We start from the raw sequence: 21,164 nt of genomic DNA, 5'->3' as shown, positions 1-21,164 counted from the left end.
ATATGAAACTGAAAATGTTATTAATTCTGACATCCGTAGCCGGTCTTACGTTAGTAAGCTGCAACGGTAAGGGAGGTAATGGCAAGGGTACTGAAGAAGCAGTACCGGCTATAGACCTCACCGCAATGGATACCACCATTAATCCCGGAGATGACTTTTATCTCTACGCCAACAAAGGTTGGATGGACGCCAATCCTTTGAAGCCTGCGTATAGCCGTTTTGGTGCGTTTGATCAACTGCGCGACCTCTCAATTGAGCGTGTTCATGGCATTGTAGAGTCTCTCGCAGGGGCTGAGTTGCCTAAGAAAGGGACTAACGAATACCGTGTGGCTGTACTTTATAAGCAGGCAATGGATAGCACAAAGCGTAATGAACTCGGAGCACAGCCTGTAAAGCCTTTTATAGATGAAATTGCAGCAGTTTCATCAAAAGAAGAACTCCTTGAGTTGGCTGCCAAGAAGGATAATCGTGGTGAGGCAACGCTATTCGCTACTTATGTGTATGCAGATGATATGAATAGCGACATGAACATCATGCATGTGTTGCAGCCCTCTTTAGCGCTTCCCAATAGAGACTACTATTTGGCAACCGATGAAGCCGGGCAGAAGATTCTTAAGGAATACAACGACCATGTGCTTCGTATGCTTGCTCTTGCCGGTTATAATGAAGCTGATGCAAAGCGCCTTGCTGACAATAATATGAAGATCTCTAAGCAGATCGCCGAAATGAGCTACTCACCGGTTGAGCTTCGTGATAGCAGAGCTAACTATCATATGCTTGAGGTAAAGAAGTTTGCCGCTGATAATAAGGGATTTGATTGGAATCGCTATATCCAACTCCGTAACTTAGACAAGTTGGAGAAGTGGGATGTGTCTCAGATCAAGTTCTTCGAAAAGTTTGATAAGTGGTATCCCACAGCAGATCTGGAAGCCATCAAAGACTTCTTGACTGTAGCAGAGATTGAGGGTGCTTCAGGCTACTTGAGTGATGCTTTTGTAGAAGAGAACTTTAACTTCTATGGTAAGGTACTCAGCGGTCGCAAAGAGATGCATCCCCGTTGGCGTCGTAGTGTTAATCTGATTGACGATGTACTCGGCGAAGCTTTGGGACAGATCTATGTAGAAAAGTACTTCCCTGCAGAAGCTAAGGAGCGTATGGAAAGCCTTGTCAAGAACCTCCAGGATGCTCTTTCTGAGCGTATTGCAGGACTGGAATGGATGAGCGATGAGACGAAGGCAAAGGCTCAAGAAAAGCTAAAGAACTTTACCGTAAAGATTGGCTATCCTGATAAGTGGAAAGACTACTCAAAGATGAGTATCGACGCTGATAAGTCGTTCTTTGAAAACCTTCTCGAGGTAACTCGCTTTGAGCACCAGCGCAATATGGATGACTTGGGAAAACCAGTAGATCGTACACGTTGGCTCATGAACCCGCAGGAAGTAAATGCATACTACATGCCTACTACCAATGAAATATGCTTCCCGGCAGGTATCCTCCAACCGCCTTTCTTCAATATCAATGCAGATGATGCAGTGAATTATGGTGCTATCGGTGTGGTAATTGGACATGAAATGACCCACGGATTTGATGATCAAGGGCGAGAATTTGACAAGGATGGCAATATGAACAACTGGTGGACCGAAGAAGATAGCCAGAAGTTTAAAGCCGCTACGGCTAAGCTGGTAGACCAGTTCAACCAAATCAAGATCACCGATGAACTGAATGCAAATGGTGAGCTTACCTTAGGTGAGAACATCGCTGACCAAGGCGGTCTCCTCATTGCTCGTCTTGCCCTCGAAAAGGCTTTGGGTGGAAAGGAACCTGAACCTATTGATGGCTTCACTGCAGCACAACGCTTCTATATTGCTTATGCACGTGTTTGGGGGCAGAATATCACCGAACAGGAAAGAGTTCGTCTGACTAAAGAGGATCCGCATAGCTTAGGTGAGTGGCGTGTAAACCAAACTCTTCGCAATATTGATGACTTCTACAAGGCTTTCAATATAACAGAAGGTAACAAAATGTACATCGCTCCTGAGAATCGTGTACTCGTTTGGTAAAGCACACTGAGTAAAAGTCAATAACAAAAAGGGGTAAGTGTCGTATGACGCTTACCCCTTTTCTTATGAAAGGTTTGCTTCTACTTTAATGCAGTCTCTGTTACCGCACTAATACTTTCGTTGCTTTGTTGCCTTGGCACTTGATGTATACGCCCGGAGCCTGTGGTTCTTCAATGCGCTTGCCTTCAAGGGTTAGGTAGTAGGGAGCGCTCTCTTCAGTGTCGGTAGCATCAGGGGCAGTGATGCCATCCAAAAGAATGGATTCAATAGAAATATTGTCGATGTACACATTTGTGATAGGTCCATCGTGACGGACAGCATCAAGCCTAATTTGTGCCACCTTTACTTTCTTGTCAAACGTGATATTTTGTTTTACCTCTTCCCAGAGTGGACGACCTTCCTTAGTAGGCTGTGAGATCCAAACTTCTTTGAAGGGCGCATTGTCTTCGGATATGGAGATGCGAAGTTGATTAGAGAAAGCCTCGGCAGTTGCATTCCAAAGGAATAACTTGACCTGAATTTCTTTCACACCGGCTACAGATAGGTGCGGAGTGATAAGGCTTTCAGTCTGCCCATCAGGTGAGTAGGAGTAGAATTTGCAAGAGGCAAAGCCATTGTCTTCGTCCTGAGGCTTCAGCTTTATGATTTCATCATTGGGCAAGAAGTACATGGTTCCTGAGCTGACATACTCCCAAGCTTCGTAGGTATAGTTGGGGTCATTCTGTGTAGAGGCTGTTTGCCAACCATGATGCGACATAGCTTGATTGGCAAAGGATTCCGTGAAGGGAAGTGTGCAGGGCTCCCCAATTAGCTGCGCTTCAGACCGAGCCGGGGTCAATGATTTACCTGCCGTATTCTCTGCAATGAGCGTATAGACTACGTTCTTTTCTTCTTTAAAGTTCGGGGTGTCTACATATTTTGTTGCCTTAATGCCTTTAGCTACTTCCTCACTTGACTTATCCGGGTAGACACGTGTAAGGGTATAAGTGAGGTTTTCCGGGTCACAACAGCCTCCTCTGCCTCCTCGTAGTGGAGCTTCCCAAGTAAGCGTGCACGCTGTTTCGGTAGCGTTGGTAGTAAGGTTCATGGGTGTATCCGGGTAATCCAAGCCCACAAAAGTAGAGGACTCTTTTCCTTCACCTACTCCGGTGCTCCCGATTCTTGCCACAGCTCTATAGTGGTAGGATTTATCCATTTTAAGGTCGGTGTGCTGATAGGTGCACTTTTGACCCGGTTGCACGTTTTCGATAGAGTGAAGGGTTGTCCAGTTAAAGTCTTCGTACAGCTGTATATCAATGAACATTGTACCTGTCAGATCTTTACCGGAAACGCTTTTTGCGGGGGCGGTTACAGCGAGATCCACTATATTGGTTTTGTGGTCTTTTGTCGTTGCCGTAAACTCTGTAATGGCTCCCGGAGTAACACCTGTATAAGTCGATACATAGGCATAACTACCCCGTGTGGCGTCTACATAGCAAGAGAGACGATACTCATACTTTTGATCAGGCGATACGTTTTTATCCACAAAAGTAAACTCCTCACCGGGCTTAGGGGATGCAACTCGACCGCACTCCTCTGTAGGCCATTCGGTGCTGGGCGCATGACGTTCAATCAAAATATATGAGATGTAGGGCAAATCGAACTGTTCGTAAGTGTCCCAGTCATATTCTGTTTTGCTTGGGGCCGTTGCTTTAATGGTTACGGTATTAGCTGCTTCATCGTAGGTAGCCTCTTGATTCCGAGGGCTCTCGGCAGTGTAAGTCTTTTGTGCTTGTGCGCTCAGAGGCAGCAACAGAAGAGCGAACTGTGAAATAATAAGTAGTACTTTTTTACTCATAAAAATGCATTCTCTATAATTAGCGTTCTCATTTTGTAAGGCAAATTTACAGAAATGGAATGGGATAAATGATACATTTTGCTTATATCGACTGAGTATCCCCTTATGGTTAACTTGCATTTCTGACATCCAATAAAGAGCTTATGGGTGAATAGAGTACATTAATTAAACAAATAGGTAGCCATTACAACCCTGTATTTGCCTAAGAGCTCACTATCTTTCGTTACCTTTGGCAAGAAAATGATTGATTTGTTACACACAATGAGGATGAACCATAATATGAAACGCACTTTACGATCGCTTCTGTTACTCTCTTCGCTTCTTTTGTTGACTGCCTCCTGTCAGGGGGGAAAAAAGACGGGTGGCACTTTTTCGACAGATACGCCACAGGAGGGAGCCTATGAGCAGGCTGTGCTTACGGTAGAGGATGCCCGATTATTCAGCATTGAGAATTTGGAAGTGGGCCATCGTGCTTGTGTATTTACTCCTTCGGGTGATACATTAGCTCGTTATCTGTTGTTGCCTAAGGAGGCAGCTTCGGAGTATACCGCAGCAGCCAACGAAAAGGTGATCATAGTACCCCTTCAGCGTATGGCGCTATTGAGTGATACGTTCATAGGGGCAGCAGAGCTGTTGGAGGCTATGGAGCAGGTAGTCGCTACGAGTGATACGAGTACGCTTTATAATGAGGTAGCATGTAGTAGAGCGCGCAGCGGACAGTTGCAAGGCGTATCACCTGCGGGCATTACCAATGCAGAGCAACTGGTGGCTTTGAGTCCGGATGGCATTATGATGAACTATTTTGAGGGAAGTGATCATAGTCTCTCTCTCCCGGCCAGTAGTCAAATCCCTATTATTTATAACAATGATTGGCAGGAATCAACTCCATTGGGACGTGCCGAGTGGATTAAGTTCATAGGTCTTCTTTTCGGAAAAGGAGAAACCTCCTCCAAAATTTATCAGGAGACAAAGAATAGATACGAAGCGCTGCGGCAGAAAGTGCTTCAACAAAGAAAAAGCCCTGCTCCTCGGGTACTTTTCGGACAAGCCTATAAGGGGGTGTGGTATCTCCCTGCAGAGGATAGTTACGTGGCTTCCTTTTTACGCGACGCAGGGGCAGCTTTTAAGGGGTCTGCAGTTGGCGCTCCGGGGGTGCCGATCTCTTTTGAGCAAGTTTTTTTGGACCATGCAGAAGATGACGTATGGTTGGCGTGGCATTCAGCGGATATTCGCTCTTACGACGATTTCCTAAAGCAGGATAAGCGCTATAGTCGTTTCAAGCCTTTTAAGGAGCGATGCATTTGGCTAAACAGCAAACGGGTAAGAGGGGCAGCGAATGACTATTTCGAACAAGGCCCCTATAAGCCGGATGTCATACTGGGTGATCTTGTTTACATATTTCATCCCGCATTAATGCCGAGCGATTTTATCCCCTCTTATTGGCAAAGACTTGAATAGTACAAATGCGTAACACGTTGGTATTTATCATACTGCTGCTCCTCACAATAGTGGCTTTTTGTCTGGATATTGCTTTGGGAAGTGTGTCTATTCCTTGGGAGGTGCTGAAGGGAGCTATATTTGATCCCTCTTCGCAGCCGGAGGAGTTGCGCTATATCATATGGCATATGCGTTTGCCGAATGCTTTGGCTGCGGCTATGGTGGGAGGCGGCTTAGCAGTAGCGGGCTTAGCTATGCAAACCCTCTTTAGAAATCCTCTTGCCGATGCTTCTGTATTGGGGGTTTCGGGAGGTGCTTCTCTGGGGGTCGCATTCTTTATGATGGGAGGTGTGCTGGTATCAGGTGGAGCAATGAGCAATCCCTCTCTTTGGCAGACGGCCGGTATGTTGCTCTCCTCAATTGTGGGAGCGGCTTTTATTCTGCTGCTTATTGCTTTGATGGCACGTTCTATGAAGGACATGGTGTCCATACTAATTGTGGGGGTGATGATTAGCTTTATTTCGGGCGCTATGGTAAGCCTCCTGCAATACTATGCTCCGGCGGAAGTGGTAAAGAGTTTTCAGGTGTGGAGCTTTGGTAGTTTGGAAGGAAATGATGCAGAGAGTGTGCTGTTGATGGCGTGTACATTGCTGCCGGCCTCTTTACTCTTTTTGTTACTCGCCAAGCAGCTCAATGCTTTGCTTATAGGTGAGCAGTATGCACTCACGGTTGGAGTGTCAATTAAGCGGGTAAGGCTCTTTGTAATCCTCCTTGCCGGTATTGTGGTAGGGGTATGTACAGCCTTTACCGGTCCGATTGCTTTTGTCGGAATAGCAGTACCCCATGTAGTGCGCTTCCTATTCGGCAAGAGCAACCATCGTGTCTTGATCCCGATGACTTTGCTTGTGGGTGCTTGTTTTATGTTGTGTTGCCACATGCTTACTCACGTGATTAAGAGTGGAGTTGTATTACCCATCAACATTGTAACGGGTATTATAGGTGCGCCTATACTGATCTCAATTATCTTACGAAAGGAACAGCGCTCATGGAGATGACAAAAGAGGCACTAACTCTGGACAACCTGACTACCGGGTACATAGGCAAAACGGTTAGTAGAGGGATCTCATGGCAGATTCCTTATGGAAAGCTTGTATCGCTTTTAGGCGCAAATGGCAGTGGAAAATCAACTCTATTACGAGCTATCTCTTTAGGCAATGAGGTTCGTGGGGGTAAGGTGCTGATTGATGGTGAGGATTTATCGCAAAAGAGCATTTCCGCACGCTCCCGAATGGTCTCAGTGGTATTGAATGACCAGAGCTATGAACGAAGATTGACCGTAGAGGAGCTGGTCGCTATCGGACGTATCCCCTATACGGGATTTATGGGCGTCTTGCAGCGGGCGGATAAGGTGGCAATTCACGAAGCTATAGTGCAGTGTAGGCTTCGCGGATATGAGCATAGACGCCTCTCTACATTGAGCGATGGAGAGCGGCAGCGTGCTTTTGTGGCACGAGCAATTGCCCAAGAAACCCCCTTGATTTTGTTGGATGAGCCTACAGCGCATCTCGACATGGCGCACCGACTTTCTCTCTATCAGCTGCTGCGTGATATGGCGCATCACTCGCGAAGGGTGATCGTTGTATCCAGCCATGAACTGCAGTTAGCCTTTAATACGAGTGATGAGATAGGTATTTTGACTCAAGACGGCGGTTTAATACATGGTTTGCCGGAGCAACTGGCACTACAGCATTCGTATGAGCAACTGTTTCCTGATGAAAATTTCACTTATGATCCAATAAAAGGAATAATTAGAGAGGATGCAGGTGTGCGTCGGGCGATACAGCTTGTAGGTGAGCCCTCTTGCGATAGAATGCTCTGTACCGAAGCGCTACTTCGCCGCTTGGGCTATGCTCCGACGAAAGAGCCAATTGATGAAATGAGATTAGAGGTTACAGAGAGCGGGTGGACGCTTATTAGTGAAGGTCGCGAATATGCTTATGCAACTCTTACAGAGATAGCCGATCATTTAGGAAAAGCAACTATTAGATAAAACGAAATATGCGTAGTATGAAACATTTGATGAAGACTCTATTGTGTGGTGCACTTGTAGTATTCTTCTTTTGGCAGCAGGCAATAGCACTATCTGCACAGCAAGCGGAAAGAATTACTATCAGGGGTATAGTTCTGGATGAAAAAATGTTGCCGCTTCCTTTTGCTACCATTGAGGTGACACCGATTAGTGGCGAGGAAAAGGGTGACCCCATACAGCAGGTGACTGACGATGCAGGACGATTCGTTTTATCGCTTCCTCAGGCGGAGCAATACGTGATTGTGGCCTCTTATGTGGGCTATTCTATGGACCCTATGACAGAGAGTTACAGCTCACTAAAGAAGAAAGCCATGCTTCGTGTGAAAATGAAAGAAGACGCACAGGAGCTGGGGGAGGTAACGGTAGCCGCAAAGCGCCCCTTGGTACGTATAGACGTGGATAAGCTGGCCTACAATGTGGCAGAGGATCCACTGAGCAAGAATCAGAGTTTGAGAGAACTCCTAAGAAGAGTACCTTTGGTTACGGTAGATGGAGAAGGAAATGTACAGGTAAAGGGCTCTTCCAACTTCAAAATATATCTTAACGGCAAGCCTTCATCTATGCTGCAAGCAAATCCAAAAGATATCTTGCAAAGCATACCCGCAGGATCTATCAAAAAAGTGGAGGTGATCACCGATCCGGGAGTGAAATACGATGCGGAAGGGGTGGTTGCGATACTGAATATAGTGACAGAAGCAGGTGCCTCTTTGGAGGGTATAACGGGTACTGTCTATGGATCAGTCCTTTATCCCCTTTATCTCGCCTCCGGAGCGTACGTGACCGCTAAAATTGGCAAATTGGGAATAAGCGGTAACTATAACTATAGCTACATGAATCGCAAGAATCAGCAATCTTCTGAGTATGATACCGAGTTGGGCAACGCCTATTTGCACAGTGCGTCTAATGCCAATCGTACGAAGATGAATATGCATACGGCCAGCCTGACCCTTACTTATGACCTAAATCCCCACAACTTGCTTTCTCTCTCAGCCAATATAAATCCTACGTTCTTAGGACCTAACGAAAATGTTAATACTACTGAGCGGTATAAAGGGGCAAAGGAGAGTCTTTTATATAGGGATTCTACGTTCATGCTATCGAAAAACCAATCGGGTAATTTAGAAGCTAACTTGGACTATCAGTGGACAGGGCGTACTCCCGATCAGCTCTTAACCGTCTCCTATCGATACTTTTACCAACCCTCCAACGCCGATGTGATGAGTAGGGGTATTGCCTATCTGCCTGGTATGGCGCCATTCCAATGGCAAGAGAAAAATCTTAATGATGCCCATATGAATGAGCATACGGGACAGGTGGATTATACGCAAACCTTTGCTAAAAAGCATTTTATTGAGACCGGTCTAAAGTATATTTATCGACTTGGAAAGACCAATCCCAGCTACCAAATATTCGATCCGCAATTGAATGATTGGGTTGTTGGATCTCGCTATGGACAGCACTTGGGCATAAGCAGCTCTCCAATGGATTATGTACAAACTGTATTTGCTGCTTATGCGTCGTATGCTTACAAGGTGGAAAAGTTCAGTATGAAAGCAGGTTTGCGTTTAGAGCGTGGCTTGATGGATGTCGCCTACCAAAAGGTGCCAGAAGCAGGCTTGAAGAACCATTTTACCGACGTAGTTCCTCAGCTCTCTTTAGGCTACAACATTACCCCGACGCAGCAGCTTAAGTTGAATTATATGATGCATGTAGGGCGTCCGAGTATCGACCAGATCAATCCCTATAAGGATCAATCACAAGGCTATCGAGTACAATACGGAAATGCCGCACTCAAGAACGAGCGGCAGCATACGCTTTCGCTTGGCTACAGCCTCTTTAAGACTCGGTTTAGTCTCAATGCCTCGTTAAACGGACTGTATGTGCACCATCCCATCACAGCGGTAATGTTTGTTTCCCCGGATAATCCGGACCTCATCCAGAGCACATTTGAAAATTACGGAAAGAAATGGAGCTTGGGTACTAATCTATTCCTTAGCTGGAATCCCAATCAATGGCTGCGTTTCTATTCCAATATGAACATGTCCTATGTCTCTTTTGATCGGATGCGTGACACCCGAAACATAAATGGTGGTCAAGGCGAAAATAATACGATTAGGGGATTAGGCGGAACCGCTTATGTGGGGGGTATGGCCACTCTGCCTAAGAGTTGGATTCTTTGGTTTAATACGGGCTTTTTCCGTCAAGAGCCTACTTCTTATCAGGAGTCTTTTGGAAGTGGCTGGCATAGCTTTGGAGTTACCAAGCAGTTCCTTAAAAAGAAGCTCTCCGTCTCTCTCTTTGCCAATAATCCCTTCCGCTCTCATTACAAACTTACCATTACGCAGTACACTGGAGGTGGCAAAGCAACGCTCCGTTCAACCAGTATAGCCTCTTCAGTTGGACTCAATATTTCCTACACATTTGGTCAGTTGAACAAGGCAATCCGTACTGTGAGTCGATCAATAGAGAATACCGACCTCTCGTCGGAAAAGAAGGGTAGTGAAGCACCCCAGGGTGAAGGTGCGCAGAATAAAGGCATGGGAAAGTGATGTAGTCTCCCTGAAAAATAGTATGCGCTAACGCTGCCGGATAGTGGAGAGCCGTTTAAAGGCTACACCAACTTGGTCAATTCCGTATAGCAGTGGGCGCTCCGTGCATAGGGATAGCTCCACGGTATAGATACCACTGTGGAGAAATGTGTACGAAGGAAATAAAATAGCTTCGCTTTGTCGGTAGCTTATACCCCGGCTCTCAGGCGCGCTCTCGCTTCCTATCATCGCTACTTTGAGGGTATCGATGAGTAGCGTGCTGTCGGCCTCTGTAAGCCGATAAATCAGTGTAAGATGCGTGAAGTCGTATCTATTGTCGTATCGAAGCAAAGCTTTTGCATTGTACCGACAAGCCCCATAGGGTACGAAAAGAGAGTACGTGAGTACTTTGTCGTGTGCCCACTTGCTTTGAGGAAGTGTGTGGTAGGCTATCTCCTCCCTTTCGGAGGGGAGACAGCCTGTGATGAGCAGTGTGCAGAGAAAGGTTCCGATAAGAGCCTTATGCATTTTCATCGCTTGTCGTACGCTTTGTGCGGGATCTATTGCGGTTTTTCCTACGTCTTTTCTGAGAAATAGCTTTATCGAAGCGAGTTAGTGAATTCTCCTCCAATACATCTTTGGACCTGACGATTGGCCGAGGAGATGCTTCGTTATCATCTAAGCTGGCTACCGGTGTATCATTTTGATTCATTTGAATGATCTGATGCGCTCTCTCCATCGGTATGGTGATCTCTTCGTTGCTAGGCCCATTCGTATTGCGATAGGTCGCTTCACCTGCCAATAGATTGACCTTTACCAGCTTGTAGCTTCCCCCATCTGTACGCAGCAAAATGTCGCGTGGTGGAGCCTTACGATGCGCTTCCTCATAGCTATCGACTTCGTAGTTGATGCAGCACTTGAGTTTGCCGCATTGTCCGGTGATCTTTTCAGGATTGTTATTAAGTTCCTGAAGCCGTACCGACTGAGCATTGACACTGCAGAAGTCATGCATCCAACTTGCGCAGCAGAGAGCCCGGCCACACGGTCCTATTCCACCGATGCGCCCTGCTTCTTGGCGAGCCCCTATTTGACGCATTTCCACGCGTATGTGAAAGGCTTCTCCCAAAAGCTTGATAAGTGTGCGAAAGTCTACTCTATTGTCTGCTATGTAGTAGAAAATAGCTTTTGTACCATCACCCTGATACTCCACATCGCCTATTTTCATATCCAAATTAAGATCGGCGGCTATGCGTCTGGCCTTAATCATGGTATCGTGCTCTAAGGCGCGCACCTCCTCAAATCTCTCTATGTCGGAGGGGGTGGCTAATCGAAATATTTGGGGTATGGAGTGGGTGTTGCGCCGTGCAAGTTGTTGATTGTAGCGCAACTGCGCCAGCTCTCCCGTAAGGGTAACACAGCCTATATCCATGCCGGGAGTCCCCTCTACGGCTACAATATCGTCTCTTTTGAGGGGAAGCCGAAGCGGATTCTCGTATATGCCCTTTCGGGTGTTCTTAAATTGAACTTCTACCCAGCGATTCTGCTGTACAGATGTGGGTAGGTCGCTCATCCAGTCAAATGCTTTCAAAGCTTTCCTGTCGCATGCTCCTTCGCAGTTTGTGCACAGGCATAGATCACTTTCAGCGTTTGAGGTGCCGGATTTATTCGTATTATAGTATCTATCTGTATTATCGTTATTCATTATAGCCAAACTTGACGTAGCACAAAGTTATAGATTCTCTCAGACTTAGTGACTGCTTGTGCTCTTTCTGCCTGGTGGTCGGGTATAGTATGTGGTAATGTATTTCATTTATTTGATGGATTTTCCCAATAGGCTATAGGGTTTTTAGAAAAAGGCTATAGGGTTTTTGTGAAAACCCTATAGCCTTTCGGAGAAAAGGTATAGATGAATCATTTACTAAGAGAGGTGAAAAGAGAACCCTGCCGTGGTAGAAAGAATGAATTTGGTGATTCTCTTCTATTTTTGGAGTATTCTTACTCTTTAATGCTATTTCAATGTGCCGTTGGAGGTACTCCTCGGCTGCTCAAGTTGGTAATTGGGTAAAAGGATAGCTTAAAGCTAAACGGGAAAATAGTTGTACACTTTGTATTTTTATATTGTACCTTTACATTGGAAAGATAAAGCCCTTTATGAAAAAGGGACTGTTAAAGAGAAAGAAAATAAGATAGAGGGTAGGAGGATAAGCCTATGATGGACACCATAAAGCAGATATACCGAATAGGACACGGACCATCCAGTAGCCATACGATAGGTCCGATGCGGGCTGCAGAGATGTTTGTAAAGCAGATAGCCGGTATGGAAGTTGCCTCTTTTGAGGTTACTTTGTATGGTAGTTTAGCGGCTACCGGTAAGGGGCATATGACCGATGTAGCTCTTCTCTCTGTACTGAATCCCTTACATCCCACTACAATACTTTTTGAGCCTCATAAGGAGCTTGCATTTCATACCAATGGTATGCTATTCCGTGCTTTGGATGCGGCAGGAGAGGAACTGAGGCGATTTACTGTGTATAGCATAGGGGGCGGTGTGCTGGCCAATGAAGATTTTAATGAGCAAGTGTCCAATCCTATTTATAAGCTGCATCATATCGATGATATGATACCTGTACTACAAAAGTATGGCATGAGCTATTGGGAGTATGTAGAGCGCAGCGAAGGAAAAGAGATATGGGACTACTTAGCCGAAGTGTGGCGGGTGATGAAGCAAGCCATACATGAGGGGTTGGAAGCGGAAGGAGTTCTTCCCGGTGGTTTGGGCTTACGCCGCAAGGCATCGGAGTTTATGATCAAGGCAATGAGCTACTCGGAGAGTGTGCGTTCCAGAGGGCAGACGTATGCATATGCACTTGCCGTCAGTGAGCAAAATGCCGCCGGTGGCTTGGTCGTTACTGCGCCTACGTGCGGTAGCTGTGGGGTAATGCCGGCTGTGCTCTATCACTTGCAAGAGACCCGACACTTTACCGATATGCGCATTTTGCGTGCTTTAGCTACGGCAGGGCTTTTTGGCAATGTGGTACGCACCAATGCGTCCATTAGTGGCGCTGAAGTGGGCTGTCAAGGAGAAGTAGGAGTGGCTTGTTCGATGGCTGCCGCAGCTGCTTCACAGCTTTTCGGAGGTACGCTGCATCAGATTGAGTATGCTGCTGAAATGGGATTAGAGCACCACTTAGGGCTTACCTGCGATCCGGTGTGCGGATTGGTACAGATACCTTGTATTGAGCGTAATGCTTTTGCAGCCAGCCGCGCTTTGGATGCTAATACGTATGCCAACTTTACTGATGGGCGGCATCGTGTTAGCTTTGACCGCGTAGTAGCGACTATGCATCAGACCGGAAAGGATTTGCCCTCTTTGTATAAAGAGACCTCTACCGGTGGCTTGGCTACTATAAGTAATATAGATGAAGATCTCCTTGTGCCCGATGAATTCTCAGATGATGTGGAAGCACTGAGTGAACAGCGACGTAAGGCACGCGGCACACGGCAGTCGGAGCGTAAGTCGGGGATATGCTGAAAATATTATATACCCTTTACTATTGGCTTATTGCCGTACCGCTATTTGTAGCAGCGACAATATTATTTTCTTTATTGTCTATTATTTTCTCCTTATTGGGTGGAAAAGGGGTTGCCTATTGGTGTGGTAAGTGGTGGAGCCTTTTCTCGGTTTATATTTTCTTGTGTCCGGTAAAAGTAGTGGGCAGAGAGAATCTTCCCGAGCGGAAGCGTCCGGTAGTGATCATGGCTAATCACCAAGGTGCCTTGGATATATTTATGATATACGGCTTTATTGGAAAGCCTTTCCGCTGGATCATGAAAGCAAGTTTGAAGAAAGTTCCCTTCTTGGGGCAAGCTTGCACGATGGCGGGGTTTATTTATGTAGACGAAAAGGATCCGACTTCCATAAAGGACACGCTAAGGGATGCTCAAGCAGTGTTGTCTTCCGGTACTTCTATTGCTATTTTTCCCGAAGGACATCGTACGGCAACAGGGGAGGTTATGCGATTTAAGAAGGGAGGCTTTGTGATGGCTCACGAACTCTCTATACCTATTCTGCCCATTACTTTGGAGGGCCCATACAGCGCTTTACCCAAGGGTAAGTGGCAGGTGCGACCTACACGCTTAACGATGACCATCCATCCCCTATACACCATCAGCAAAGAGGAACCCTATCCGCGTAATTTGGTGCGTGCCGTGCAAGAAGTGAAAGAAATAATTGAATCTCCCTTGCAACATGAGTAGTTTTAGAAAGACTATGAGTAGCTACATTAAGCCCTATTCAGGGCATGTAGTATTGAGTGTAGTGACAAACGTGTTGGCTGCGCTGCTCAATTTAGTGGCTTTCTCTGTCCTTATCCCTATACTGAAGATTCTCTTTGGTATGGAGTCGGGAACTACGGAGCTGATGGATCTCTCTGCTATTTCTCTGCGTTCTATTGAGGGCTGGAGTGCGTGGGGAAATGCACTTCAGAATAATCTGAACTACTACGTAACCTCGCTGATTAGCAGCTTGGGGGCTACTCGTGCTTTACTCGTCTTTTGCCTCTATTTGGGTATCATGACTTTAATAAAGGTATTGGTTACCTATAGTAGTTTGTGGTGTTTGGTTCCTGTTCGTACAGGGGTAGTGCGAGACCTGCGTAATAAGTTGAATAAAGCTATTTTGAACTTGCCGCTTGGCTACATGAGCGAAGAGCATAAAGGCGATATACTGGCACGTATATCCGTTGATGTGGCTGAGGTTGAGGGGTCTATTGTAGATATGTTGGAGGTGCTGATTAAGAATCCCATATTGATCTTTATCTACGTGATTGCACTCTTCTTCATCAGTTGGCAATTGACTCTCTTTGTGATTGTGGTGCTGCCGATTGCCGGTGGCTTAATGGGCATAGTGGGCAAGCGACTGAAGCGCGATAGTGCGGAGGGAAAGAGCCTTTGGGGTGTACTGATGAGCTATGTAGAGGAGACGCTGGGCGGACTACGGGTGATTAAGGCATTCAATGCACAGAAGCAGATGCACAAGCGTTTTGTCGATTCGAATGAGGATTACCGACATATCATTTCCCGTATGTATGCTCGTCAGCAACTGGCACATCCCATGAGTGAGTTTTTGGGTACAGTTACGATCGCTATTATATTATACTTTGGCGGTACGCTCATCTTAGGAGGAGATAGCGCAATCAGTGCCCCTCTTTTTATATACTATTTGGTTATTTTCTATAGTGTGCTCAATCCGGCAAAAGAGTTGACTCGCTCCGCTTTTGCCGTCCAGCGCGGGTTGGCTTCAATGGAGCGAATAGAGGCTATTTTAGATGCCGATAATCCTATTAAAGATCCGGAAAATCCCCAACCCATCTCTTTTGAGCATGAGATGAGATTTGATGCGGTAACTTTTGGGTATATAAGCGACAAGCCTGTTCTAAAGGAGCTTAGTCTGACCATTCCTAAAGGAAAAACCGTAGCTCTCGTAGGGCTCTCGGGAAGTGGTAAGAGTACTATGGCAGATCTGCTCCCGCGATTCTTTGATCCCGATCAAGGAGCAGTACGGATTGATGGGGTTGATATTCGTCAATTTAAGGTAACCGATTTACGTTCCTTAATAGGCTATGTAAATCAGGAGGCTATTCTCTTCAATGATACAGTAGCAGCCAATATATCACTCTCCAAACCGAATGCTACCGAAGAAGAGATACGTGCAGCGGCAATAGACGCCTATGCGCATGACTTTATAATGCAGATGCCTCTCGGTTATGAATCAAATGTGGGAGATAGGGGTAGTAAGCTAAGTGGAGGCGAGAGACAGCGAATCAGTATAGCTCGTGCCCTCTTGAAAAATCCTCCTATTCTAATCTTAGATGAAGCAACCTCTGCATTAGATGCTGAAAGCGAACTCGCCGTGCAGAGCGCACTTAACCATCTACTTAAGGATCGAACTACTTTGGTTATTGCCCACCGCCTTTCCACTATTGAGCATGCCGATACGATAGCGGTATTGGATGATGGGCGTATTATTGAGCAAGGTACACACGCTGAATTACTCGCTCTCGGGGGACGCTACGCACAATTTAGAGCCATGCAGCAAGGAAACGATACGATATCGTAAAACAAATCGTGTAATCCCACATTGCTATAGAAGTCAATTATCTAAGGTGTGCTCTTAAGTGCACCTTTTAAAAGAGCTCGGCAGAGAATAGAAGTTGAATAAGAGTTATTTCTCGTATAATTGGCGAATAATGGACACGCAGTTGTCCTCTCCCAAGCGACCGCTGTTGAGCGTAATATGATATAGGTCGGCATCGCCCCAGTTCCGTCCGGTGTAGTAGCGATAGTGCCTCTTGCGGTCACGGTCATGCTTTATAATCTGTTTGGCGGCCTCATTGTCACTCTCCACGCCATGGTACAGGTCAACGATACGACGTATGCGACTTTCATTATCGGCATGGATGAATACATTCAGTACATCCGTGCGCTCTCGTAAAATATAGTCGGCGGCTCGTCCCACAATGATGCAGGGGCCTTTTGCTGCCAATGATGAGATTAGCTCGTATTGCTCCTTTAGAATACGATCATTGGGCGTAATGATCTGACCATGAAGATGCAGCCCATCTGCCGATAGGGGGACATAGTCCAAGGCACTTCCGCTTTCGTATTCACTATGCGATTCTACATACGCTTTTGTAAACCCACATTTCTTTGCAAGCTCTTCGATTATTCTTCGGTCAAAAAAGGGAATATCAAGCTCCTCTGCCAGTCGCCTTCCTATAGTGCGGCCACCGCTGCCAAATTGACGACTTATAGTAATAATCTTAAATGGCATAAATAAATACGTGTCCTTTGTTTGGTGCAACTAAGTTACACATTTATGCGGAAAGAGTAGGTTATTCATTATTTCAAGTCAATTTATTATCTTTGTCACAGCAAGGTATGGAAGCATATGCTGTCGTGCCATAGTGCTGTTTCTTGGGGGTGCACTTCCAATTAGTGGAGGGCTGAGATGATACCCGTAACCTGATCCGGATAATGCCGGCGTAGGGAAGAGAGATAGAACAATACCAGAGCGAGATTCTCTCACAGGCTCATTTCTACAATTCACCTTTATAAGTACATGCACTATGTGTGTGAGTATGTAGTTGATTTACTTTGCATAGAGTGAATTAGGAAACATGATACAGATAACCATAAATGGGCAAGCGGATTCGGTAGCAGAGGGTACTTCCTTAGCTTCTTATCTTGAGGCTAAAGGATATCGCTCGGAGCATATCGCCGTTGCTGTCAATCAGAAAATAGTTAAGCGCAATCTACACGCCTCCACTAATCTAATGGAAGGCGATGCATTGATTATTATAGGAGCCGTGAAAGGTGGGTGATTATCCTACTGCAAGTAAAAAAGAATTGACCCCTTAAAGAGTATGAAAGCAAAAGAAAATGCAGCAGATGTGACTATTACACAAGGTGCACTGCCGGGAAGTGAAAAAATATACGTCAAAGGAGATCGAGTAGCAGTGGCTATGCGTCGTATCGACCTTTCTGATACAATAGACGAGGATGGAAAGCGACATTCCAACGAACCTGTTGTGGTGTATGATACGAGCGGTCCCTATACAGATCCAAATTACCAAGCGGATCCTCGTAAAGGACTGCCCAAGCTACGTGCACAATGGATTGAGGATCGTGGCGATGTGGAGCGTTTGAAAGATCTCAGTAGTGCGTATGGGCGTATGCGTCGTGCCGATACACGATTGGATCATTTGCGATTTGAGCATATAGAGTCGCATCCGTTGCGTGCAAAAGCAGGTAAGCGTGTTTCTCAGCTGCACTATGCACGACAAGGCATTATAACGCCTGAAATGGAGTATGTGGCCATTCGTGAAAATCAATGCTGCGACCAAATAAGGGAGGCCTATAAGAAAGAGAAGGGAGAAGGCTTTGGTGCGCATATTCCCGATCTGATTACGCCCGAGTTTGTACGTAGCGAGATAGCCGCCGGGCGTGCTATTCTGCCTGCCAATATTAATCATCCCGAGAGTGAACCGATGATTATAGGGCGTAACTTCTTAGTCAAGATAAATGCCAATATTGGTAATTCACCCCTTTCCAGTACCATTGCCGAGGAGGTTGAAAAAGCTGTTTGGGCTACACGTTGGGGTGCTGATACCGTCATGGATTTATCTACCGGCAAGAATATACACGAAACTCGTGAGTGGATAGTGCGTAATAGTCCTGTACCGGTTGGAACGGTTCCCCTCTATCAAGCTTTGGAAAAAGTGAAAGGAAAGACGGAAGACCTTACATGGGATATCTATCGCGATACATTGATCGAGCAGGCGGAGCAAGGGGTGGATTACTTTACCATACATGCCGGATTGAGATGGCAGCACATTCCTTTGACAATGAAGCGCCTGACAGGCATTGTATCCCGAGGAGGGGCTATCATGGCTCATTGGTGTACCATACATAAGCAAGAGAGCTTCTTGTACTCCCATTTTGAGGAAATATGTGAGATCCTTTCTCAATACGATGTGGCTGTTTCTATCGGTGATGGTCTCCGACCCGGCTCTATTGCAGATGCCAATGATGAAGCTCAATTTGCAGAACTGAAGACACTCGGTGAATTAGCACGAATTGCAGATCAGCATGATGTACAGGTAATTATAGAAGGGCCGGGTCATGTGCCTATGCAGAAGATTAGAGAAAACATGGAGCTGCAGTTGGATCTTTGTAACGAAGCTCCTTTCTATACTTTAGGTCCGTTAGTGACTGATATAGCTCCGGGTTACGATCATATAACCAGTGCCATAGGGGCTGCAATGATTGGCTGGTTGGGTACTTCAATGCTTTGCTATGTAACACGGAAAGAGCATCTTGGATTACCGAATCGAGAGGACGTAAAGGAAGGGGTAATTACCTACAAGTTGGCAGCTCATGCAGCCGATTTGGCAAAAGGGCATCCGGCAGCCTATTGGCGCGACTGGTCAATGAGTAAGGCGCGCTATGAGTTTAGATGGATGGATCAATTCCATTTAGCCTTGGATAGTGAAACTGCGCTGAAGTTTCATGATGAAACGCTACCGGCAGAAGGACATAAAAAAGCACACTTCTGCTCTATGTGTGGAGAGCACTTCTGCTCCATGCGTGCTTCTCGACAGCTTCACGACAAAATAGAGGGAGAAGCCCCCGCAGTAGGGGTAACTAACGAGGAATGATTGCCTTACTAACTCCTTCTAAGGTTTCGCATTCATTGGCAAGGAGCTACAACAAGCTCTTTGCCAACGGATTGGATGCCCTCATCATTAGACTTCCCGGTTCTCCGAAAAGCTGCTACGAAGAGCTCATAGCAGCTATTGAGCCGCAATGGAGACACAGACTCTTAATAGATGATTATTTCGACTTGATCGAAGTGGCTTCTATTGGAGGGGTACATCTTAATAAAGAAAAGCGAGGGAGTTTTCCACTTACGTCTTATAAAGAGTTGAGGATAAGCACATCGGCACATTCTCTCGAAGAGCTTGAGTCGCTTCCTTTTGTGCCTCAATTTGCGCTCCTCAGTCCCGTATATGATAGTATCTCAAAAGAGGGATACAAGGCAAATGTTCCTTTGCATGAGTGCAAAAAGCGTTTACCCCAACTCCCCTTCCCGGTACTCGCTTTAGGTGGAATGACTCCGGAGAAAGCTAAAGAAGTGCTTGCTTATGGCTTCTCGGGAGCTGCTGTATTGGGGTATATGGAGGGTGCGGAAGAGCTGCTCTTGGAGCGTTTCCTTGCATTTCCCCGAACGGAGGCTTTGACTGTGGCAGGCTTAGACCCTTCTACAGGAGCAGGTATGACCGCTGATATACTCAATATGGAGCATTTGGGGATCTTTCCACTTTCTGTTGCGACCATCGGTACTGTGCAACATGAGGAGGAATTTAAGGAAATGTGCCCGGCACCCCCTCTTGAATATACGTTGAAGGCTATAAGGCATTTACTGCATCTTCATAAACCTATTGCTTCTAAAATTGCCTTAACAGAGCAGATTAGCGATGTATTAGACATTGCAAGAGAATTGCGCAGTTGTGGTGTTAAGCAGATTGTCTGGGATCCGGTAATCAAACCTACTCAAGGAGACATCGCCTTGCATGCTACCCCTGACCAGACATTAGTAAAGCAAGTTGCCTCTTGTGTCGATCTGATTACCCCAAATCTACCGGAAGCGGAAGCCCTATTTGGCAGTGCTACTCCGGAAGATGTGCAGCGCAAAGCAAAAGAGTTAGGTGTGTCTGTGTTACTCAAAGGAGGACATGATGAGCGCAGCAAATATTGCTCTACTGATATTCTTTTTATGCCTGATGGAAGCCGCTATAGTAGTTCTATTCCCAAGGCACCTTCTACTAAGCATGGTACGGGTTGTGCCCTATCCTCAGCTATAACTACCTATTTGGCAAGAGGCTTTACGATGCTTATGGCCTGTCGTATGGGGCAGCAATATATCGAAGCACTTCTTCACAGCAGTGATAGGCTTTTCATGGAGCGTAATGACAGAATGCTTCTTCGTAAAGAGAGAGCTTTGCGAAGTACCTCTCTAATGTTTATTACTGATGCAACTGATTGCCGAGGAGTACTGAGTCAGGCAGAAGCTGCACTGAAAGGGGGAGTGCGTTGGATACAACTTCGCATGAAACAGGCGGATCATGAGCTTTTGACGGACACTGCCCGCAAGTTGAAAGAGCTAATGTCTGCTTATGAAGGCACTACTTTAATCATTGACGATGATATAGAGGCTGTGCTGGAGAGTGGGGCAGACGGAGTACATCTTGGTTGGACTGATTCATCAATAGGTTTGGCCCGCTTGCGCTTAGGAGCAAATAGAATAATAGGTGGTACCTGCAATACCTTGGAGGATGTTCGTAAACGTGCATTGGAGGGAGTTGATTATATCGGCCTTGGTCCTTGGCACTTTACCACAACGAAGCGGAACCTCAGCCCTGTTATCTCCCCAGAAGAGATGAAGCAGATCACAATGGACAATCTAAACCGCTGTAATATACCCCTATTCGTAATAGGCGGCATTACGGAGGATGATATAGAGTCGCTCGGCAAGTATCCCATTGCCGGGGTAGCACTTTCCGGTGTAATCAATCAAGCGAAGGAGGCAACCACTAAAGCATTCCACTTGATGACGCTATGCAACAATCGCTTTAAACGAAACTTTTGACACA

At 46.1% G+C, this 21,164-nt stretch carries 15 protein-coding genes and 1 riboswitch; of the genes, 11 read left to right on the top strand and 4 right to left on the bottom strand.

What is annotated here, in order from left to right; all coding sequences use genetic code 11:
- Window positions 1-2 precede the first annotated feature (2 nt).
- Window positions 3-2,060, top strand: coding sequence for a M13 family metallopeptidase (locus ACLWMH_RS06115; RefSeq protein WP_411915821.1), 2,058 nt, complete (start codon window positions 3-5; stop codon window positions 2,058-2,060).
- A 100-nt stretch (window positions 2,061-2,160) separates the two neighbouring features.
- On the opposite strand, the gene ACLWMH_RS06110 is transcribed toward ACLWMH_RS06115, so the two are convergent.
- Entirely contained in the window at window positions 2,161-3,897 is a 1,737-nt protein-coding gene (locus tag ACLWMH_RS06110) for a fibronectin type III domain-containing protein (protein WP_411915820.1), read from the bottom strand.
- Window positions 3,898-4,176: 279 nt separating this feature from the next.
- Between ACLWMH_RS06110 and ACLWMH_RS06105 the strand changes: the two genes are divergently transcribed.
- From ACLWMH_RS06105 to ACLWMH_RS06090, 4 genes are read left to right on the top strand one after another with little or no spacing between them, the layout of a single operon-like run.
- Complete coding sequence (locus ACLWMH_RS06105; protein ID WP_411915819.1) at window positions 4,177-5,355, top strand: ABC transporter substrate-binding protein; 1,179 nt, start codon at window positions 4,177-4,179, stop codon at window positions 5,353-5,355.
- 5 nt (window positions 5,356-5,360) lie between these two features.
- Window positions 5,361-6,389, top strand: coding sequence for a FecCD family ABC transporter permease (locus tag ACLWMH_RS06100; RefSeq protein WP_411915818.1), 1,029 nt, complete (start codon window positions 5,361-5,363; stop codon window positions 6,387-6,389).
- On the top strand, window positions 6,380-7,384 hold the full coding sequence (locus ACLWMH_RS06095) for an ABC transporter ATP-binding protein (RefSeq protein ID WP_411915817.1): 1,005 nt from the start codon (window positions 6,380-6,382) through the stop codon (window positions 7,382-7,384). Before ACLWMH_RS06100 ends, ACLWMH_RS06095 begins: the two co-directional genes overlap by 10 nt.
- 17 nt (window positions 7,385-7,401) lie before the next feature.
- A complete protein-coding gene (locus tag ACLWMH_RS06090) occupies window positions 7,402-9,972 on the top strand; it encodes a TonB-dependent receptor (protein ID WP_411915816.1) in 2,571 nt (856 codons plus the stop codon).
- 27 nt (window positions 9,973-9,999) lie between these two features.
- Here ACLWMH_RS06090 and ACLWMH_RS06085 read toward each other — a convergent pair whose 3' ends face one another.
- Window positions 10,000-10,485: a gliding motility lipoprotein GldH family protein gene (locus tag ACLWMH_RS06085; RefSeq protein ID WP_411915815.1), complete on the bottom strand. Its 486-nt coding sequence runs from the start codon at window positions 10,483-10,485 to the stop codon at window positions 10,000-10,002.
- Window positions 10,472-11,539 (bottom strand): PSP1 domain-containing protein, encoded by a 1,068-nt coding sequence (locus tag ACLWMH_RS06080; RefSeq protein WP_411915814.1) that lies wholly within the window; start codon window positions 11,537-11,539, stop codon window positions 10,472-10,474. The genes ACLWMH_RS06085 and ACLWMH_RS06080 overlap by 14 nt, the downstream gene beginning before the upstream one ends.
- Before the next feature lie 624 nt (window positions 11,540-12,163).
- Here ACLWMH_RS06080 and ACLWMH_RS06075 point away from each other — a divergent pair.
- The 3 genes from ACLWMH_RS06075 to ACLWMH_RS06065 are packed head-to-tail and all read left to right on the top strand — an operon-like array spanning window position 12,164 to window position 16,069.
- Entirely contained in the window at window positions 12,164-13,483 is a 1,320-nt protein-coding gene (locus ACLWMH_RS06075) for an L-serine ammonia-lyase (RefSeq protein ID WP_411916236.1), read from the top strand.
- Window positions 13,477-14,208 (top strand): lysophospholipid acyltransferase family protein, encoded by a 732-nt coding sequence (locus ACLWMH_RS06070; RefSeq protein WP_411915813.1) that lies wholly within the window; start codon window positions 13,477-13,479, stop codon window positions 14,206-14,208. The genes ACLWMH_RS06075 and ACLWMH_RS06070 overlap by 7 nt, the downstream gene beginning before the upstream one ends.
- On the top strand, window positions 14,201-16,069 hold the full coding sequence (locus tag ACLWMH_RS06065) for an ABC transporter ATP-binding protein (RefSeq protein WP_411915812.1): 1,869 nt from the start codon (window positions 14,201-14,203) through the stop codon (window positions 16,067-16,069). Before ACLWMH_RS06070 ends, ACLWMH_RS06065 begins: the two co-directional genes overlap by 8 nt.
- A 105-nt stretch (window positions 16,070-16,174) precedes the next feature.
- On the opposite strand, the gene ACLWMH_RS06060 is transcribed toward ACLWMH_RS06065, so the two are convergent.
- Window positions 16,175-16,783, bottom strand: coding sequence for a cytidylate kinase-like family protein (locus tag ACLWMH_RS06060; RefSeq protein ID WP_411915811.1), 609 nt, complete (start codon window positions 16,781-16,783; stop codon window positions 16,175-16,177).
- A 134-nt stretch (window positions 16,784-16,917) separates the two neighbouring features.
- Window positions 16,918-17,018, top strand: a riboswitch (TPP riboswitch).
- A 111-nt stretch (window positions 17,019-17,129) separates the two neighbouring features.
- Here ACLWMH_RS06060 and thiS point away from each other — a divergent pair.
- Genes thiS through ACLWMH_RS06045 form a run of 3 tightly spaced genes read left to right on the top strand, consistent with a single transcriptional unit; the run spans window position 17,130 to window position 21,160 of the window.
- Window positions 17,130-17,333, top strand: a complete 204-nt coding sequence (thiS, locus tag ACLWMH_RS06055; protein ID WP_411915810.1) for a sulfur carrier protein ThiS — start codon at window positions 17,130-17,132, stop codon at window positions 17,331-17,333.
- A 42-nt stretch (window positions 17,334-17,375) separates the two neighbouring features.
- Window positions 17,376-19,169, top strand: a complete 1,794-nt coding sequence (gene thiC, locus ACLWMH_RS06050; RefSeq protein WP_411915809.1) for a phosphomethylpyrimidine synthase ThiC — start codon at window positions 17,376-17,378, stop codon at window positions 19,167-19,169.
- Entirely contained in the window at window positions 19,166-21,160 is a 1,995-nt protein-coding gene (locus tag ACLWMH_RS06045; RefSeq protein ID WP_411915808.1) for a thiamine phosphate synthase, read from the top strand. Before thiC ends, ACLWMH_RS06045 begins: the two co-directional genes overlap by 4 nt.
- The last annotated feature ends 4 nt before the right edge of the window (window positions 21,161-21,164 follow it).

This window comes from Porphyromonas miyakawae (genome assembly GCF_045865415.1).
In the GTDB taxonomy this organism is placed as follows: Bacteria; Bacteroidota; Bacteroidia; order Bacteroidales; family Porphyromonadaceae; genus Porphyromonas; species Porphyromonas miyakawae.
The sequence above is the reverse complement of the archived record's forward strand: the minus strand, read 5'-3'. Positions and strand labels throughout refer to the sequence as shown.

Excerpts from the sequence above, each read along its gene's own strand:
- ACLWMH_RS06105 (WP_411915819.1), top strand. The coding sequence starts at position 4,177 with ATGAAACGCACTTTACGATCGCTTCTGTTACTCTCTTCGCTTCTTTTG.
- ACLWMH_RS06075 (WP_411916236.1), top strand. The coding sequence starts at position 12,164 with ATGGACACCATAAAGCAGATATACCGAATAGGACACGGACCATCCAGT.
- ACLWMH_RS06095 (WP_411915817.1), top strand. The coding sequence starts at position 6,380 with ATGGAGATGACAAAAGAGGCACTAACTCTGGACAACCTGACTACCGGG.
- ACLWMH_RS06100 (WP_411915818.1), top strand. The coding sequence starts at position 5,361 with ATGCGTAACACGTTGGTATTTATCATACTGCTGCTCCTCACAATAGTG.
- thiS (WP_411915810.1), top strand. The coding sequence starts at position 17,130 with ATGATACAGATAACCATAAATGGGCAAGCGGATTCGGTAGCAGAGGGT.
- ACLWMH_RS06115 (WP_411915821.1), top strand. The coding sequence starts at position 3 with ATGAAACTGAAAATGTTATTAATTCTGACATCCGTAGCCGGTCTTACG.
- ACLWMH_RS06090 (WP_411915816.1), top strand. The coding sequence starts at position 7,402 with ATGAAACATTTGATGAAGACTCTATTGTGTGGTGCACTTGTAGTATTC.
- ACLWMH_RS06060 (WP_411915811.1), bottom strand. The coding sequence starts at position 16,783 with ATGCCATTTAAGATTATTACTATAAGTCGTCAATTTGGCAGCGGTGGC.
- ACLWMH_RS06045 (WP_411915808.1), top strand. The coding sequence starts at position 19,166 with ATGATTGCCTTACTAACTCCTTCTAAGGTTTCGCATTCATTGGCAAGG.
- ACLWMH_RS06085 (WP_411915815.1), bottom strand. The coding sequence starts at position 10,485 with ATGAAAATGCATAAGGCTCTTATCGGAACCTTTCTCTGCACACTGCTC.
- thiC (WP_411915809.1), top strand. The coding sequence starts at position 17,376 with ATGAAAGCAAAAGAAAATGCAGCAGATGTGACTATTACACAAGGTGCA.
- ACLWMH_RS06110 (WP_411915820.1), bottom strand. The coding sequence starts at position 3,897 with ATGAGTAAAAAAGTACTACTTATTATTTCACAGTTCGCTCTTCTGTTG.
- ACLWMH_RS06070 (WP_411915813.1), top strand. The coding sequence starts at position 13,477 with ATGCTGAAAATATTATATACCCTTTACTATTGGCTTATTGCCGTACCG.
- ACLWMH_RS06065 (WP_411915812.1), top strand. The coding sequence starts at position 14,201 with ATGAGTAGTTTTAGAAAGACTATGAGTAGCTACATTAAGCCCTATTCA.